This window comes from Cellulomonas palmilytica, assembly GCF_021590045.1.
In the GTDB taxonomy this organism is placed as follows: Bacteria; Actinomycetota; Actinomycetes; order Actinomycetales; family Cellulomonadaceae; genus Cellulomonas; species Cellulomonas palmilytica.
Genome location: NZ_CP062221.1, coordinates 2,804,580 through 2,821,597 on the forward strand (window position 1 = coordinate 2,804,580; position 17,018 = coordinate 2,821,597).

Here is a 17,018-nt window from a genome sequence, read left to right on the forward strand (position 1 = left end):
CCGACCGAGGGATCAGACAAGGACTTCACGATGTCGACGCCGACCGCTTCCACCACCAAGCTCCCCCGCCTGCTGGGCCTCATCGTCATCATCTTCGGCGCGATCTTCTTCGTCGCCGGCGCCACGACCTGGACGGCCGTGTCGGTCAACCTCAAGGCCGAGAACATCACCGTCTCCGACGACGCCGCGGCGTTCGCCGGCGGCGCGGTCGACACTCCGTGGGAGGCCTTCGCCCAGGCCGACATCATCAAGGAGCACGCGCTCAAGGCGACCGGCGGCAAGACCTACGCCGAGCTCGACAAGGACGACCCGCTGCGTGCGACCGCGATGAACGGCTCCTTCCTGCGGGCCTCGCTGTTCACGTCGGTCGTGGCCTTCGGTGTCGCGCTGCTGGTCATGGGCCTGGGTGTCGTCCTCGCCATCGTCGGCGTCGCGATCCGCAAGCTCGCGCCGGCCGACGAGTCCGAGACCGCCGCGCCGGAGCTCGCCGCCTCGGCTGCCTGACGCACCGCACCACCCTCGACGAGGGCCCCTCCCGCTTCCCCCGGCGGGCAGGGGCCCTCGTCGTGCGTGGCGCGTGTCGTCCCCCGGCCCGGCGGGTCACACTGGGCGCATGGCCGACTCCCCCGTCACCGTCCCCACCGACGCGGACCCGCTCGCGTTCGTCGACGCGGTCCCGCACGCCGTGCGGCGGCGCGACGCGCACACCCTGCTCGAGCTGTTCGGGCGGGTGACCGGCGAGCGACCGGTGATGTGGGGACCGTCCATCGTCGGGTTCGGCAGCTACCACTACCGGTACGCGTCCGGGCGCGAGGGCGACGCGCCGGCCGCGGGGTTCTCCCCTCGCTCGACCGCGACGACGCTGTACTTCCCGTACGGGTTCGACGGCTACGACGACGAGCTCGCCGCCCTCGGCCCGCACCGGCTCGGGGCGTCGTGCCTCTACGTGAAGGACCTCGCGACCGTGGACCTCGCGGTGCTGGAGTCGCTCGTGTCGCGCGCGTACGCGCAGGTCACGTCGTCGTGAGGGTCACACCGACGGGTCGGTGACCGAGGCGAGGAACACCGGCCAGCCGGTCGTGCCGTCGCGCACGACGAACAGGAACGGCCGGTCGAACCGCACGTCCAGGCCCGGCAGCATGCCCGCCGACTCGAGCATCGCGACCTCCGTGACCGCCGCGGCCCGCGTGCCCTCCTCGTCGACCTGCAGCACCGCCTGCTGCACGGCCTGCCCGACCCGCACGCCGCGGTCCACGAGACCCGTGAGGTCCGCTGCGGTGATCCCGAGGTCGGACAGCACCGGCATGAGGTCGGTCGTGGTCCGCAGGTCGAGCGTCGGCACCTCGACGTGGACGGAGCTCGGCGCCTGCCCGTCGAGCGCGACGCCGAGCGCGGCCACCACGGCGGGGTCCGCCTCGGCGGGCGACCCCGCGCCGGCCGGCGGCAGCAGGAGGTCGGCCGCGAGGTCCTCGGCGTAGGGCAGCCGCACCGCGGTCCACCCGTCCCGCCGGACGACGGCGACGGCGAGGTCCGCCCCCATGGTGGGGACGTCGACCTGCTCGCCTGACGCCGTGACGAACGGCAGGTCCGCCGTCTCCATCTCGAGGAACGGCTGCTGCCACCGCGCCGCGAGCACCACGGCGTCCTGCAGCGCGGCCCGCATGTCGGGGTCGGGCTCGAGCGCGCTGCGCGGCACCAGACCGCCCGAGTGCTCCTTCACCCAGGGGTCGAGCGCGTCGTGCAGCGCGTCCGAGCCGAGGTCGGCGACCGCGACGCCGGCGTCGTAGCCGCGCACGAGCCGGTCGAGGTACTCCTGCCGCGGGACCGAGTCGTCGTCGAGGACGACCCGCTGCGCGGTGTGCAGCACCGGGGTCGCGGGCAGCTCGTCGGCCTGCACCGTGGCCGGGTCGCCCTCGTGGCGCGCGAGCGCGGCGAGCAGCGCGGACACCGCGTCGGTGCGGTCGTCGCCGGATGCGCCCAACGCCGCGTCGAACGGCGCCGACTCGCCGTCCACCGCGCCCTCGGCGACCATCGCCAGCGCGCTCACCAGGCTCGACGGCGACACCACCACGCCACCCGCCTCGTCGTCCCCGCCCGCACGCAGCGCGCGGAACCCCAGCTCCCACGACGCCGCCACCACGTCACCCACCGCCGACGCGTCCGCGAGCGCGACGGGCACGTACTCCCCCTCGCCCACGACGAGCTCAGCCCGCGGCTCGGCCTGCGGCGACCCGCACGCTGTCAGCGCCAGCACCCCGACCACCACGACCGCCCACGACGTCCTCATACCCCCAGGTGTCGCCGCTGCGACGAACCCTGCACCGGGCGTCAGGCCGACGGGTCGGTCACCGCAGCGAGGAACACCGGCCATCCCGTCGTGCCGTCCCGCGCGACGAACAGGAACGGCCGGTCGAACCGCACCTGCAGCTGCGGCTCCGGCGGCGCGGCCGCACCCGCCGCGATCTCGGTGACCGCGGCGGCCCGTGTCCCCTCTTCGTCGACCTGCAGCACCGCCTGCTGCGCGCCCTGGCTGATGACGACCGACTCGTCCACGAGGCCCGACAGCGCGGAGCCGGCGATCCCGAGGTCGGTCAGCAGCGGCATCAGGTCCGTCGCGGTCGTCAGGTCCAGCACCGGCAGCGCGATCCGCGCGAGCCGCCGCTCCTGCTCGTCGAGCGCGACCGACAGGCTCGCCACGAGCGCCGCGTCCGCCTGGGCCGGTGCGTCCGCCGCCGCCGAGCCCGCGGGCGGCAGGAGCAGGTCCGCCGCGAGGTCGTCGGTGTAGGGCAGGCGCACGGCCGTCCATCCGTCGTGCTCGACGACGGCGAGCGACCGGTCCGCGTGCATCATGGGCGTCTCGACGACGCGCCCCGCCGCCGTGGAGAACGACTCGTCGTACGTCAGCATCTCCGCGAACGGCTCCTCCCACGCCGCGGCCAGGACCACCGCGTCCTGCACGACGAGGTCGAGACCCGGGTCGGGGCTCAGCGCGCTGCGCGGCACGAGGCCACCCGTGTGCTCCTTCACCCAGGGGTCGAGCGCGTCGTGCAGCGCGTCCGAGCCGAGGTCGGCGACCGTGACGCCGGCGTCGTACCCGCGCACGAGCCGGTCGAGGTACTCCTGCCGCGGCACCGCACCGTCGTCGAGCACCACCCGCTGCGCGGTGTGCAGCACCGGGGTCGCGGGCAGCTCGTCGTCCTGCACCGTCGCTGGGTCACCCTCGTAGCGGGCCAGTGCGGCGAGCAGTGCCGAGACGGCGTCGGTGCGGTCGTCGCCGGATGCGCCCAACGCCGCGTCGAACGGCGCCGCCTCCTCGCCGACCGCGCCCTCGGCGACCATCGCCAGCGCGCTCACCAGGCTCGACGGCGACACCACCACGCCGCCCGCCTCGTCGTCCTGCCCCGCGCGCAGCGCCAGGAAACCCAGCTCCCACGACGCCGCCACCACGTCACCCGCCGCAGACGCGTCCGCGAGCGCGACGGGCACGAACTCCCCCTCGCCCATGACGACCTCAGCCCGCGGCTCCGCTTGCGACCCGCACGCCGTCAGCGCGAACACCCCGACCACGACGACCGCCCACGACGCCCTCATGCCCCCCGGTGTCGCGAGGCGCACGACTCTTGCATCCCGTGGACGACGAGGCCCGCCCCCGCTGGGTGCGGGAGCGGGCCTCGTGCGGTGGCGCGTGGTGCGTCAGGCGACGCCGGCGACCTGGCGCAGGACGTACTGCAGGATGCCGCCGTTGCGGTAGTAGTCCGCCTCGCCAGGGGTGTCGATGCGCACGACCGCGTCGAACTCGACGACCGCGCCGTCGGCCTTCGTCGCGGTGACCTTGACGGTGCGCGGCGTCACGCCGTCGTTGAGCGCGGTGACACCGGCGATGTCGAACGTCTCGGTGCCGTCCAGGCCGAGCGAGTCGGCGGACTCGCCCTCCGGGAACTGCAGCGGCAGGACGCCCATCCCGATGAGGTTGGAGCGGTGGATGCGCTCGAACGACTCGGTGATGACGGCGCGGACACCGAGCAGGCGCGTGCCCTTGGCGGCCCAGTCGCGCGACGACCCCGAGCCGTACTCCTTGCCGCCGAGGACGACGAGCGGGACGCCTGCGGCCTGGTACGCGACCGACGCGTCGTAGATCGTCGTGTCCTCGCCCGTGAGCAGGTTCTTGGTGAACCCGCCCTCGACGCCGGGGACGAGCTGGTTGCGCAGGCGGATGTTCGCGAACGTGCCGCGGATCATGACCTCGTGGTTGCCGCGGCGCGAGCCGTAGGAGTTGAAGTCACGACGCTCGACACCGTGCTCGGCGAGGTAGAGGCCCGCCGGGCTGTCGGGCTTGATCGACCCCGCGGGGCTGATGTGGTCCGTGGTGACCGAGTCCCCGAGCTTCGCCAGGACGCGCGCACCGGAGATGTCGGTCACGGGCTCGGGCGCCGCGCCCATGCCCTCGAAGTACGGGGGCTTGCGCACGTACGTCGACTGCGGGTCCCACGAGAAGACGTTGCCCTCGGGGGTGTCGAGGCCGCGCCACCGCTCGTCGCCGGCGAACACGTCGGCGTAGTCGTCCTCGAACATCTTGCGGTCGATCGACGCGTCGATCGTCGCCTGCACCTGCTCGGGGGCCGGCCAGATGTCCTTGAGGAAGATCGGCTGCCCGTCCTCGGTGCGACCCAGCGGGTCGGCGTCGAAGTCGAAGTCCATCGTGCCGGCGAGCGCGTACGCGATGACCAGCGGCGGCGACGCGAGGTAGTTCATCTTCACGTCGGGGTTGATGCGGCCCTCGAAGTTGCGGTTGCCGGACAGCACCGCGGCGACGGCGAGGTCGTGCTCCTGCACGGCCGCCGAGACCTTCTCGTCGAGCGGGCCCGAGTTGCCGATGCAGGTCGCGCAGCCGTAGCCGACGAGGTGGAAGCCGAGCTTCTCGAGGTACGGCCACAGGCCGGCCTTCTCGTAGTAGTTCGTCACGACCTGCGAGCCGGGCGCCATCGACGTCTTGACCCACGGCTTGGCGGTCAGGCCCTTCTCGACCGCGTTCTTCGCGAGCAGCGCGGCGGCGAGCATGACCGACGGGTTCGACGTGTTGGTGCACGACGTGATCGACGCGATCGCGACCGCGCCGTGGAACAGCTCGAACGAGCGGCCCTCGGAGTCCGTCACGGAGAACGTGCGGCTCGCCGACGACGAGATCGCGGGCGAGTCGGACGCCGGGAACGACTCGCGCTCGGCCTCGTCGACCTGGTTGAGCTCGGGCGCGTAGGTGGGCAGGTCGCGCTGGAACTGCTCCTTGGCCTTCGACAGCTCGATGCGGTCCTGCGGACGCTTCGGGCCGGCGATCGACGGGACGACCGTCGACAGGTCGAGCTCGAGGTACTCGGAGTACACGGGCTCGGTGTAGCCCTCGGCCGTGGGGTCGAGCCACAGGCCCTGCTCCTTGGCGTACGACTCGACGAGCGCGAGCTGCTCCTCGGAACGGCCGGTCAGGCGCAGGTAGTCGATCGTCACGCCGTCGATCGGGAAGATCGCCACCGTCGAGCCGAACTCGGGGCTCATGTTGCCGATGGTCGCGCGGTTGGCGAGCGGCACGGCCGCGACGCCCTCGCCGTAGAACTCGACGAACTTGCCGACGACACCGTGCTGGCGCAGCTTCTGGGTGATGGTGAGCACCACGTCGGTCGCGGTCACGCCCGCGGGGATGTTGCCCGTGAGCTTGAAGCCGACGACGCGCGGGATGAGCATCGACACCGGCTGGCCGAGCATCGCGGCCTCGGCCTCGATGCCGCCGACGCCCCAGCCGAGCACGCCGAGGCCGTTGACCATCGTCGTGTGCGAGTCGGTGCCGACGCACGTGTCGGGGTACGCCTTGCCGTCGCGGACCATGACGCCGCGGGCCAGGTACTCGATGTTGACCTGGTGCACGATGCCGGTGCCCGGCGGGACGACCTTGAAGTCGTCGAACGCGGTCTGGCCCCAGCGCAGGAACTGGTAGCGCTCGCGGTTGCGCTGGTACTCGAGCTCGACGTTGCGCTCGAACGCGTCGGCGCGGCCGGCGACGTCGATCTGCACGGAGTGGTCGATGACCATCTCGGCGGGCGCGAGCGGGTTGATGCGCTCGGGGTCGCCCCCGAGCTCGGCGACGGCCTCGCGCATGGTCGCGAGGTCGACGACGCACGGCACACCGGTGAAGTCCTGCATGATCACGCGCGCGGGCGTGAACTGGATCTCGGTGTCGGGCTGCGCGTCGGGGTCCCACGCGGCGAGCGCGTTGATGTGGTCCGCCGTGATGTTCGCGCCGTCCTCCGTGCGCAGCAGGTTCTCGGCGAGGACCTTGAGGCTGAAGGGCAGTCGCTCCAGTCCGGGGACGGCGGACAGGCGGTACACCTCGTACGAGGCGTCACCGACCTGCAGCGTTCCCTTGGATCCGAAGCTGTCGACGGTGCTCACTGGGCGGCTCCTTCTGGGCGAGTGCGCCGGGGATGGGGTCCTCGGACCGCAGGGGCGTCGGTGCCAGCCTAGGCCGTGCCGACGCCCGTCGTGCGGCCAGTTATCTCGACGTCAAGATACATCGTCGGGGGGTCTCGTGCACGTCCGTCTCACGGCGCGTCCTGGTCCCGCCGGCCGTCCCGACGAGCGCACCCGACGCACCCTCGCGCACACCGAGCACGAGGGCCGGGCATCCGCAGTCGCCCGGCCCTCGTCGGCCCTCGTCGTCCCCTCGTCGGCGTCGCGGCACCCGGCCGCGCGCACGACGCGGGTCAGTGCTCCCCGGAGGACTTCGCGGCCTGGGCCGCCTCGGCGGCCTTGCGCTCCGCCTCGACGGCACGCTGGTGCGCGCGCTGGTCGTACTCCGGCGTGCCCTGCTTGAACAGCTCCTCCGTCGCGACGCGACGCGCCTCGGCCAGCTTGTGGGCCGCGTCCTGCTCGCTCATGCCCGGCTCCTCTCGGCTCGTGTGCGGGCACCGGCCGGCCACCGACCGGGCCCGCCTCCACGCTAGGCGCGCGCACGCCCGCGCGCACGGCAGCGCGGACGCCACCCGGCGGACACCCGGTCGGGTGAACCGTGCAGCGCGGGAGGAACCCGGGCCTTTCGTGCTGTATGCAGGCATACGATGACGCAGCCCCCGAGGGCCCTGGCCACCCCCGACCGACCCTGAGGACACACCGTGCACCTGCCTGACACGACCGGCACTCCCCCGCGACGACGACGCAGGGTCGCCGCGGCCGTCGCCGCCCTGCTCGTCGCGACCCTGGCGCCCACGCTGCCCGCCCAGGCCGCCGACACCATCTCCGTCTCCGGCCGCGTGACCGACCAGGCCGACCAGCCCATCGCGGGCCTCGTGGTCTCGGTCGTGCCGGACGGGGGCGGCCTCATGCGGTCCGCCACGACCGCGAGCGACGGACGTTTCACCGTCACGCAGGTCACGCCCGGGCGCAGCGAGCTCTCGGTCGACGACGACTGGGCGGCCGACGACCTGTGGCGGCACCAGACGTGGAACGGCACCTCGGGTGTCGAGGGGTGGACGACGTTCGAGACGGGCACGAGCGACGTCACCGGCGTGACGTTCCGGCTGCGGCCGACGTCGGGCTTCGTCGGGCACGCGGTCGACGAGAACGGGGACCCGCTGCGGAACATCGCGTGGGACGTCTACGAGCAGCACCCGGACACCGGTGCGTGGCTCGGCCGGCAGTACGGGCCGCTGCTCACCGACGAGGGCGGCCGCATGTGGTTCCCCGCCGACCCGGGCACGACGTGGCGCCTGTGCTTCTCCGACTCCTGGTACCAGCCGGCCGACGAGGGCGGCGGCACGTGGATGCCCACGCGACGGCACCTCGACGGCTGCTGGAGCCGGACGCAGGACTCCGGCGCCACGCTCGCTCAGGCGAGCGACATCACCTTCACCGACGTGGGCCAGCGGCGCGACCTCGTCGTCGAGATGCCCGATGCGGGCAAGGCCCTGACGCTCGGCTACCCCGCGGTCGTCGGCGCCACCGACACGGGCTCGACGCTCACCGCGGTCCCCGGCACGTGGGGCCCCGGGACCGTCTCCCTGAGCTACCAGTGGTACACGTGGTCGGAGACCGGCGGCCAGCAGCTGATCCCTGGCGCGACGGGCACGACGTTCACGACGACGAGCGCCCACGCGGGCAAGCAGGTCGGCGTCCAGGTCACGGGCACACGCAGCGGGTACGCCCCGGCGACCCGGCTGTCGACGCTGGGCGCGGTCGGCCGCACGGCTCCCACGACGGCGTCTCCCCTGACGATCACGGGGACCCCTGCCCCCGGCAAGACCCTCACCGCCTCGCACGGCGCGCTCTCCCCCGCCGGGTCGTCCGCGTGGTTCCAGTGGTTCGTGAACGGCGTCCCCGCCGGCTGGGGCACGACGCTCGCCGTGACGACGGCGCACCGCACCGCGACCATCGAGGTCCGGGGCGCGTTCTCGACGAGCGGCGCGGGCGAGCGCGTCGCGCGGGCGACCGTACGGGTGCCCGGCCTGGCGTTCACGCCGGCGACGCCGACCGTCGCGGGCACCGCGGTCGTCGGGCAGACCCTCACCGCGAAGGTCGGCACGTGGACGCCCACGCCGACGACGTTCACCTACCAGTGGTACCGCGGGAGCACCGCGATCAGCGGCGCGACCGGCAAGACCTACACGCTCAAGGCCGCCGACCGCGGCACAAGGGTCAAGGTCAAGGTCACGGGCTCGCGCGCGGGCTACGAGACGGCCTCGCGCACGTCGGCCGCCACGGCCACGGTCAAGGGCGTCCTCGTGCCCGCGACGCCGACCGTCAGCGGCACCGCGAAGGTCGGCAGGACGCTCACCGCCAAGGTCGGCACGTGGAAGCCCTCGGGCATCACGTTCACCTACCGGTGGTACCGCAACGGCACCGCGATCTCCGGCGCGACGGGCAAGACGTACGTCGTGAAGAAGGCCGACCGCGGGGCGCGCCTGCACGTGCGCGTGACGGGCTCGCTGTCGGGCTACGTCTCGCAGTCGCGCTCGTCGGCCACCACCGCGAAGGTCGTCTGACCCCTCCCACGCAGCGGCGCCCGCCGGTCCACGGACCGGCGGGCGCCGCGCTACGTGCGGGGGTCAGCGGGAGAAGACCGCGACCGCCTCGACGTGGTGCGTCATCGGGAACAGGTCGTAGCCCGCGACGTCGACGAGCTCGTACCCCGCGGCGCCGAGCAGCGCCACGTCCCGGCCGAGCGCGGCCGGGTCGCACGCGACGTACACGACGCGCTGCGGGGCCAGCGAGGCGAGCGCGTCGACGACCTTGCGGCCCGCGCCCGCACGCGGCGGGTCCAGCACGACGACGTCCGCGTGCGCCACCGCGGGCTCCTGCCCGCGGTGGCCCGTGAGCGTGCGCGCGACGTCGCCGACGTGCAGCGTCACCTGGTCGCGGTCGTGCAGGTTGCGCCGCGCGTCGCGCACGGCGCGCGCGTCGCCCTCGACCGACACGACGCTCCCCTGCGGCCCGACGGCGTCAGCGAGCGGTGCCGTGAACAGGCCCGCCCCCGCGTACAGGTCGACCACGGTGGCCCCGGCGACGTCGCCGACGCCGCCCAGCACCGCGTCGACGAGCGTCGCGGGCGCCGCGCGGTGGACCTGCCAGAACCCCGCGGCGGCCACGCGGTACTCCCACCGGGACCCCGCTGCCTCGACGACCTCGCGCACCGACGAGCGCGCGTTCGGCCGCGTGTCCGGGCGGCGCCGGCCGAGGTCGAACGGCGTGCCGTCGACGAGCACCAGCGGCCGGTCACCGCCGACGGGCGCGACCGCCTCGACGTGCACGCCCGCCGGCCAGCGCCGGGAGAACAGGTCGAGCTCGGCGATCGCCTCGACCGCGAGCGGCATCGACCCGAGCGCGAGGACGTCGTGCGAGCGGTGGCGGCGCATGCCGGCGCGGCCCTCGGCGTCCGTCACCAGGTCGATGCGCGTGCGCCACGCGAGGCCGCCGCGCTCGTCGTCGCCCGGCGCGGCGTGCACGACGACGTCGCGCTCGACGTGCCCGAGGCGCTGCAGCTGCTCGCGCAGCACCGCGGCCTTCCACGCCCGCTGCGCCGGGAGCGCGACGTGCGCGAGCTCGCCGCCGCCGACCCCGTCCGGCCCGGCCGCCGGCCACGCACTCGCCACGCGGTCGGGCGAGGCGTCCAGGACCTCGACGGCGTCCGCGCGCCAGAACGTGGCGTCCGGCTCGGCGTCCGTGAGCCGCGCGCGCACGCGCTCGCCCGGCAGCGTGTGCCGCACGAACACCACGCGCCCCTCGTGCCGTGCGACGCAGTGGCCGCCGTGCGCGACCCGCTCGATCTCGAGCTCGATGACGGTCTCCTTCTGGTCCTCGGCGCGCGTGTCGGCGCCGTCGGGTCGGTCGGGCAGCTGCCCGTTCGGGCGGTCAGTCACGCGGCACCGCCGGACGCACGTGGTCCTCGAGGCCCGTGTGGCCCTCGGACGACGCGAGCTGCCACGGCACGGACGCGACGACCACGCCCGGCGTGAACAGCAGGCGCCCCTTGAGCCGCAGCGCGCTCTGGTTGTGCAGCAGCTGCTCCCACCAGTGCCCGACGACGTACTCGGGGATGTACACGACGACGAGGTCGCGCGGACTGTCGCGACGCACCGAGCGCACGTACTGCAGCACCGGGCGCGTGATCTCGCGGAACGGCGAGTCGAGCACGCGCAGCGGCACGGGCAGGTCCATCGCGTCCCACTGCTCGCGCAGCCGCGCGACGTCCTCCTCGTCGACACCCACGGTCACGGCCTCGAGCACCTGCGGCCGCGCCGCGCGCGCGTACGCGATCGCGCGCATCGTCGGGCGGTGCAGGTGCGAGACCAGGACGATCGCGTGCACCCGGCTCGGCAGGGCACGTGCCGCGGCCGCGTCCGCCCCGAGGGCGAGCTCGCGCCGCACGGCCGCGTAGTGCCGGTGGATCGCCTGCATGAGCACGAACACCACGATCATCGCGAGGATCGCGATCCAGGCGCCGTGCGTGAACTTCGTGACCAGCACGACCAGGAGCACGGTCGCGGTCATCCCCAGCCCGATCGCGTTGACGACGCGCGAGCGCTTCATGCGTGCACGCGTCGTCGGGTTCGGCTCGGTGCGCAGCGCGCGCGTCCAGTGCCGGACCATGCCGAGCTGGCTCAGCGTGAACGAGACGAACACGCCGACGATGTAGAGCTGGATCAGGCGCGTGACCTCGGCGTCGAACGCCCAGATGAGCCCGATCGCGACGACGGAGAGCGTGACGATGCCGTTGGAGAACGCGAGCCGGTCGCCGCGCGTGTGCAGCTGGCGCGGCAGGTAGCCGTCGCGCGCGAGGATCGAGCCGAGCACCGGGAACCCGTTGAACGCCGTGTTCGCCGCGAGCACGAGGATCAGGCCCGTGACGATCGCGATGACCGCGACCATGACCGGCATCCCCTCGAACACCGCCGACGCGAGCTGGGCGATCACGGGGTGCTGCTCGTAGTCGGGTCCCACCGGCACGCCGTCGCGCAGCAGCTGCTCGTGCGGGTCGTCGACGAACTTCACGCCCGTGGCGCGCGCGAGCATGAGGATCGACAGGATCATCGTCACCGAGATCGCACCGAGCAGCGCGAGCGTGGTCGCCGCGTTGCGGGACTTGGGCTTGCGGAACGCGGGCACGCCGTTGCTGATCGCCTCGACACCCGTGAGCGCCGCGCATCCGGATGCGAACGACCGCAGCACCAGGAAGAACCCGGCGAGGCCCGTGAGCCCGTTCTCGAACCCGGCCTCGGGCGCCACGTCGAAGCCGGCGCTCTCCGCGACGGGCAGCGTGCCGAGCGCGTAGCGCACCGACCCGACCACCGCGATCAGGCCGATCGCCAGCATGAACAGGTACACCGGGACCGCGAACGCGCTGCCCGACTCCTTGACGCCGCGCAGGTTGACGAGGGTCAGCAGCACGACGAGCCCGATCGCGAGCATCGCCTCGTGGCCCTTGAGGGCCGGGAACGCCGCGGCGGCGTACTGCGCACCCGACGAGATCGACACCGCGACCGTCAGCACGTAGTCGACGAGCAGCGCGCTCGCGACCGTGACGCCCGCGTTCGGCCCGAGGTTGACCGTCGCGACCTCGTAGTCCCCGCCGCCCGACGGGTACGCGTGCACGTTCTGCCGGTAGCTCGCGACGACCGTCAGCATGACCAGCGCGACGGCCACGCCGACCCACGGCGAGATCACGAGCGCCGACATGCCGGCCAGCGAGAGCGTCAGGAGGATCTCGTCGGGGGCGTACGCGACGGACGAGAGGGCGTCGGACGCGAACACCGGGAGGGCGATGCGCTTCGGCAGGAGCGTGTGGCCGAGCCGGTCGCTGCGGACCGGGCGTCCGAGCAGCAATCGCTTTGCGGCATCCGCGAGGTCCGACACGAGGCACCATCGTAGGCGCACCACGCGCGGCGCGTGCGGTGCGGACCCGTGGCTGCGGGCGCGCGAGCAGGGGTATAGCGTGACGCGCTGTGCACTTCGTCATCATGGGCTGCGGCCGGGTGGGCGCGAACCTCGCGCAGACGCTCGAGGAGCACGGCCACTCCGTCGCCGTGATCGACCAGAACCCGGAGGCGTTCCGACGCCTGTCGGGCTCCTTCGCGGGCCACAAGGTCACGGGTCTCGGCTTCGACCGGGACACCCTCGTGAAGGCCGGTATCGACGACGCGTACGGCTTCGCGGCCGTCGCCGACGGCGACAACTCGAACATCCTCGCCGCGCGCGTCGCGCGCGAGACCTACAAGATCGAGAACGTCGTCGCCCGCATCTACGACCCGCACCGGGCCGAGATCTACCAGCGGCTCGGCATCCCGACCGTCGCGACCGTCCGCTGGACCGCGCACCAGGTGCTGCGCCGCCTGCTGCCGCTGGGCGCGACGGACGAGTTCCGCGACTCGTCGGGGCAGCTCACGCTCGCGCAGGTCGACGTGCACAGCGGCTGGGTGGGCCGTCCCGTCACGCAGCTCGAGGCGGCCGCCGGCGTGCGCGTCGCGTACCTCACGCGGTACGGCGACGGCGTGCTCCCGGACACGACGACCGTGCTGCAGGAGAACGACGTCGTGCACGTCATGGCGCGCGTCGACGCGCTCCCGCACGTCGAGCGCGTGCTGACCGCCGAGCCGGGGGTGTCCGAGTGAGGGTCGTCATCGCCGGGGCCGGCTCGGTGGGCCGGTCGATCGCGCGCGAGCTGCTCGCGCACGAGCACGACGTCACACTCATCGACCGGCAGCCGACCGCGATGCGCGTCGCGCAGGTCGCGGAGGCCGACTGGCTGCTCGCCGACGCGTGCGAGCTGCCGACCCTGCGCGAGGCGCGGGCCGACGAGTGCGACGTCATGGTCGCCGCGACGGGCGACGACAAGGCCAACCTCGTCATCTCGCTGCTCGCGAAGACCGAGTTCGGCGTCCCCCGCACCGTCGCACGCGTGAACAACCCGAAGAACGAGTGGATGTTCGACGAGGCGTGGGGCGTGGACGTCGCGGTGTCGACGCCGCGCATCATGACGGCGATGGTCGAGGAGGCCGTCGCGGTCGGCGACCTGGTGCGCATCTTCACGTTCCACCAGTCGGGCGCGGACATCCTCGAGATCACCCTCCCCCAGGACGCTCCGCTCGTCGGCGTCCGCGTGGGTCAGGTCGCCTGGCCCACCGAGGTGGTGCTCGCGTGCATCGTGCGCGACGGCCGCCCGATCGCCCCGAGCGTGGACGACACGCTGGAGGGCCGCGACGAGCTGCTGTTCGTCACGAGCCGCGACGCCGACGAGGGTGCGCTCGAGGCGCTCCTCACGGGTGCGACGAAGGTTCCTGCTCCGGGTGCTCCTGCGCAGCCCGCGCCCTGACGAGCTGTTGCGCGGGGCGCACCAGCACCCAGCTGATCCACAGCACGAGCGCGGTCAGCGGGACGCCCATCGCGAGCTTGGCCGTGCCGAGCCACGCGACGTCGTCGTTGAGGTAGAGCGGGACCTGCACGACGAGCCGCAGTGCGAACATCGCGACCCACGGCAGCGTCGCGAGCGTGTAGATGCGACGCAGCTCGCGGTCCTCACGCCACGCGACGACGTTGCGCCACGGCCCGCCCGACAGCGGCCCGTCCGCGGCGAACAGCCCCATGACGAGACCGACGAGCGGCCAGCCGACCAGGACGGTCGCGAGCGTCCCGACGAGGTACGCCGCGTTGACCCACAGCCCGTACGCGAAGTAGTCGCTCGCGTCGCCCGTGCGCCACGCCCACACCACGCCGATGCCGACGCCGATCACGCCCGACAGCGCCTGCGTGACCGGCGTGCGCTGCACGAGCCGCACGACGACCGCGAGCAGCGCGGCACCGGCCGCCGCGATCAGGGCGGGCCGCAGCTGCTGACCCGTCGCGAGGTACACCACGACGAACAGCAGACCCGGCGCGACGGACTCGACGACGCCGCGCGCACCGCCGATCGCGTCCATCGCGGAGAACGTGTCGGACGTCAGCGCGCGCATGCCGCGGCCGCCCTCCTCGGGCGGGACCACGCCGTCGACCACGCCGTCCACCTTGCCGTCCACCGCGCCGCCCACCGTGTCGTCCACCTTGTCGAGCGGTGCGGCCGGCGGCCGCTCGTCGGGCGTGCTCACTCGCCCGGCCGGGGACGCAGCTCGTAGCGGGGGTTGAAGATCGTGCGCCGACCGTCGACGAGGCACACCATGCCCTCGGCCGTCAGACGGCGCCCGGGCACGATGCCCGCGATCTCGCGGCGACCCAGCCACACCAGCGACAGCGAGCCCGAGCCGTCGTACAGCTCGGCCTCGAGCGCGGGCACGCCCTGCCGGGGTCGGAACGTCACGGAGCGCAGCACGCCGCTCACCTTGGCGCGACGCCGCAGCGCGGCGCTGTCGACCGAGGTGCAGCCGACGGACCGCCCGGCCTCGACGCGCTCCTCGGCGGCCTCGACCTCGGCCTGGGAGGCCGAGAGCGAGTGCAGCAGCTCCTTGAGCGTCATCGGATCTCCGTGATCTCCGGACCCCGCGTCAGCGGGTCGAAGTCGGGCTCCTGCGCCGCGGGCGGCTCCTCGACCGCCGGGGCACCCGGCCCCTGCCGGTTCGGCAGGGTGAGGGTCAGCAGGTCGCGCGGCGGACGCGCGTCGGTCCCGCGCACCACGACGACCTCGCCGAACACGCGCTCGAGCACCTGCGCGGCGTCCGGCTCGACGGCGGCACGGCCCGTGATGACCCCGCGCAGGAACCAGCGCGGACCGTCGACGCCCAGGAACCGCGCGGGGCGGTGGGCGGTCCGACCCTCGGGTGTGCGCGCGGGGAGCCGCGCGAGCAGCTCGCGCCCGAACGGGCCGGGCAGGTCGTCGGCGGCACCGCCCTGCTGCACCACCGACTGCTGGATCTCCTGACGGATCTCGTCCCAGATGCCCTCGCTGCGGGGCGCGGCGTACGCCTGCAGCTGCAGCGTCGACCCGTCGATCGAGACGGCCGCGGCCGAGACCGCGTTGGTGGTCTTGTCGACCTCCATGCGCAGCTCCATGCCGGGCACCCCGGGGATGTGCAGCGCGCCGAGGTCGAGCCGCGGCAGCGCCGTGGCCTCGTCGGCGGCGTCCCACGGTCCGTGCGCCGGCCGGCCGTCGGTGCCGGTGCCCGCGGCCGTGGCCTCAGCGGCGTCGTCGTCGACGCCCTCGGCCTCCTGGCCCGCGCTCGCCTGCGCCTCGACCTGCTCCTCGGTCACCTGAGGCTCGTCGTCGCCCTTGGGGCGGCGCCGGAAAATCGCCACGTGTCACTCCTCCTCGAGCGCTCGCGCGCCCGTCGCGTGCCCGCGCCGTCCAGCGGCGGGCAGCCTGCACCGGTGCTCCTCGTTCGACACTAGCCCGCGCGGCGCCACGAACCTAGCCGCCCGCGGGGCCACGGTCAGGCGTCCGAGCCCGCGGCCTGCTCCGCGGGTGCCGAGCCCCCGACCTTCCAGCCGCCGCTCGACCCGAACCCGCCCTCGCCGCGGTGCGAGCCGGGCAGACGCTCGACCTCGACGAAGCGCACGCGCTCGACCTTCTGCACGACGAGCTGCGCGACACGGTCGCCGCGGTGCAGCTCGACCGGGTGCTCGACGTCCGTGTTGAGCAGGGTCACCGCGATCTCGCCGCGGTAGCCCGCGTCGACGGTGCCCGGCGCGTTGACGATCGTCAGGCCGTGGCGCGCCGCGAGCCCCGAACGGGGGTGCACGAACGCCGCGTACCCGTCGGGCAGCGCGATCGCCGTGCCCGTCGGCACCGTGACCCGGCCCTGCGGCGGGATCACGACGTCGACCCTGGTCACGAGGTCGGCACCCGCGTCGCCCGGGTGGGCGTACGACGGGACGGGCAGGTCGGGGTCGAGGCGCACCAGCAGCACCTCGAGCGCGGGGTCGGTCGTCACGGCGCCGACCCTACCGGCCCGGGTCTGGGATGCTGGTGCCATGTCCGCTGCCACGCCCGCGAGCCCCGACCCCGCACGCCCGGCACCTGCCGACGCGACGCGGAGCCCGCACACCCCGCGCACCCCTGCCGCGACGGGCGCGTCCTTCGACGAGGCGCTGAGCCTCGCCCCGCTGGGCTGGGTGGCGGTCGCCGGGCTCGTCGTGACGGTGTGGATCGCGCTGCTGCCGGTGGACCTCGTGCTCGCGACGGTCGTCGCGCTCGTCGTCGCGGTCGTCACGGTCGTGCTGGTGCTGCGGTGGACGCCGCGCGTGCGGGTGCACGGCGGCGAGCTGCACGCGGGACCGGCGCACATCCCGCTCGACCTCCTGCGCGACCCGGTCGCGCTCGAGGGACCCGCGCTGCGCGAGGCCCTCGGCCCCGGTCTCGACGCACGCGCCTACGTGTGCCTGCGCGGGTGGATCCGCACGGCGGTGCGCGTCGACGTCGACGACCCGGCCGACCCGACGCCGTACTGGGTCGTCTCGACGCGTCGCCCGGCGGCGCTCGTCGCGGCGCTCACGCGCGACTGACCCGCGACCGCGGGCGGGCCGGGTACGACGAGGGCCCGGTACGACGACGGCCGGCC

General features: G+C 73.9%; 16 protein-coding genes. 6 read left to right on the plus strand and 10 right to left on the minus strand.

The window, feature by feature from the left end; translation table 11 throughout:
- The first annotated feature begins 30 nt into the window (after positions 1–30).
- Positions 31–504, plus strand: coding sequence for an aromatic ring-opening dioxygenase LigA (locus F1D97_RS12655; protein ID WP_236120846.1), 474 nt, complete (start codon positions 31–33; stop codon positions 502–504).
- A gap of 109 nt (positions 505–613) precedes the next feature.
- Positions 614–1,027: a DUF1801 domain-containing protein gene (locus F1D97_RS12660; RefSeq protein ID WP_236120847.1), complete on the plus strand. Its 414-nt coding sequence runs from the start codon at positions 614–616 to the stop codon at positions 1,025–1,027.
- A gap of 3 nt (positions 1,028–1,030) precedes the next feature.
- Here the strand turns inward: F1D97_RS12660 and F1D97_RS12665 are convergent, their stop codons facing one another.
- The 4 genes from F1D97_RS12665 to F1D97_RS12680 form a co-directional block, all read right to left on the minus strand.
- Positions 1,031–2,287, minus strand: a complete 1,257-nt coding sequence (locus tag F1D97_RS12665) for a serpin family protein (protein ID WP_236120848.1) — start codon at positions 2,285–2,287, stop codon at positions 1,031–1,033.
- A 41-nt stretch (positions 2,288–2,328) separates the two neighbouring features.
- Positions 2,329–3,591, minus strand: a complete 1,263-nt coding sequence (locus tag F1D97_RS12670; RefSeq protein WP_236120849.1) for a serpin family protein — start codon at positions 3,589–3,591, stop codon at positions 2,329–2,331.
- A gap of 102 nt (positions 3,592–3,693) precedes the next feature.
- Positions 3,694–6,438, minus strand: coding sequence for an aconitate hydratase AcnA (gene acnA, locus F1D97_RS12675; protein WP_236120850.1), 2,745 nt, complete (start codon positions 6,436–6,438; stop codon positions 3,694–3,696).
- Positions 6,439–6,749: 311 nt separating this feature from the next.
- Positions 6,750–6,923: a translation initiation factor 2 gene (locus F1D97_RS12680; RefSeq protein ID WP_236120851.1), complete on the minus strand. Its 174-nt coding sequence runs from the start codon at positions 6,921–6,923 to the stop codon at positions 6,750–6,752.
- 234 nt (positions 6,924–7,157) lie between these two features.
- Here F1D97_RS12680 and F1D97_RS12685 point away from each other — a divergent pair, with 234 nt between their 5' ends.
- A complete protein-coding gene (locus F1D97_RS12685; protein WP_236120852.1) occupies positions 7,158–9,023 on the plus strand; it encodes a carboxypeptidase regulatory-like domain-containing protein in 1,866 nt (621 codons plus the stop codon).
- Between the two features lie 63 nt (positions 9,024–9,086).
- On the opposite strand, the gene F1D97_RS12690 is transcribed toward F1D97_RS12685, so the two are convergent.
- Complete coding sequence (locus F1D97_RS12690; RefSeq protein ID WP_236123600.1) at positions 9,087–10,373, minus strand: class I SAM-dependent RNA methyltransferase; 1,287 nt, start codon at positions 10,371–10,373, stop codon at positions 9,087–9,089.
- A 16-nt stretch (positions 10,374–10,389) separates the two neighbouring features.
- Positions 10,390–12,390, minus strand: coding sequence for an APC family permease (locus F1D97_RS12695; RefSeq protein ID WP_236120853.1), 2,001 nt, complete (start codon positions 12,388–12,390; stop codon positions 10,390–10,392).
- 104 nt (positions 12,391–12,494) lie between these two features.
- On the opposite strand from F1D97_RS12695, the gene F1D97_RS12700 reads away from it, so the two are divergent.
- Together F1D97_RS12700 and F1D97_RS12705 are read left to right on the plus strand one after the other, a co-directional pair.
- Positions 12,495–13,145 carry a potassium channel family protein gene (locus tag F1D97_RS12700; protein WP_236123601.1) on the plus strand — a complete coding sequence of 217 codons (651 nt, stop codon included), beginning with the start codon at positions 12,495–12,497 and terminating at the stop codon, positions 13,143–13,145.
- Complete coding sequence (locus F1D97_RS12705) at positions 13,142–13,846, plus strand: potassium channel family protein (protein ID WP_236120854.1); 705 nt, start codon at positions 13,142–13,144, stop codon at positions 13,844–13,846. Before F1D97_RS12700 ends, F1D97_RS12705 begins: the two co-directional genes overlap by 4 nt.
- Here F1D97_RS12705 and F1D97_RS12710 read toward each other — a convergent pair.
- The 4 genes from F1D97_RS12710 to dut form a co-directional block, all read right to left on the minus strand.
- The gene (locus F1D97_RS12710; protein WP_317618871.1) at positions 13,791–14,615 is read right to left on the minus strand and encodes a DUF3159 domain-containing protein; all 825 of its coding nucleotides are present in this window, start codon (positions 14,613–14,615) and stop codon (positions 13,791–13,793) included. The two genes, F1D97_RS12705 and F1D97_RS12710, sit on opposite strands and share 56 nt — an antisense overlap.
- Complete coding sequence (locus tag F1D97_RS12715; RefSeq protein ID WP_236120855.1) at positions 14,612–14,980, minus strand: OB-fold nucleic acid binding domain-containing protein; 369 nt, start codon at positions 14,978–14,980, stop codon at positions 14,612–14,614. Before F1D97_RS12715 ends, F1D97_RS12710 begins: the two co-directional genes overlap by 4 nt.
- On the minus strand, positions 14,977–15,756 hold the full coding sequence (locus F1D97_RS12720) for a DUF3710 domain-containing protein (RefSeq protein ID WP_236120856.1): 780 nt from the start codon (positions 15,754–15,756) through the stop codon (positions 14,977–14,979). The genes F1D97_RS12715 and F1D97_RS12720 overlap by 4 nt, the downstream gene beginning before the upstream one ends.
- Positions 15,757–15,890: 134 nt before the next feature.
- Positions 15,891–16,433: a dUTP diphosphatase gene (dut, locus tag F1D97_RS12725; protein WP_396022518.1), complete on the minus strand. Its 543-nt coding sequence runs from the start codon at positions 16,431–16,433 to the stop codon at positions 15,891–15,893.
- Here dut and F1D97_RS12730 point away from each other — a divergent pair.
- On the plus strand, positions 16,432–16,962 hold the full coding sequence (locus tag F1D97_RS12730; protein WP_236120858.1) for a DUF3093 domain-containing protein: 531 nt from the start codon (positions 16,432–16,434) through the stop codon (positions 16,960–16,962). The two genes, dut and F1D97_RS12730, sit on opposite strands and share 2 nt — an antisense overlap.
- The last annotated feature ends 56 nt before the right edge of the window (positions 16,963–17,018 follow it).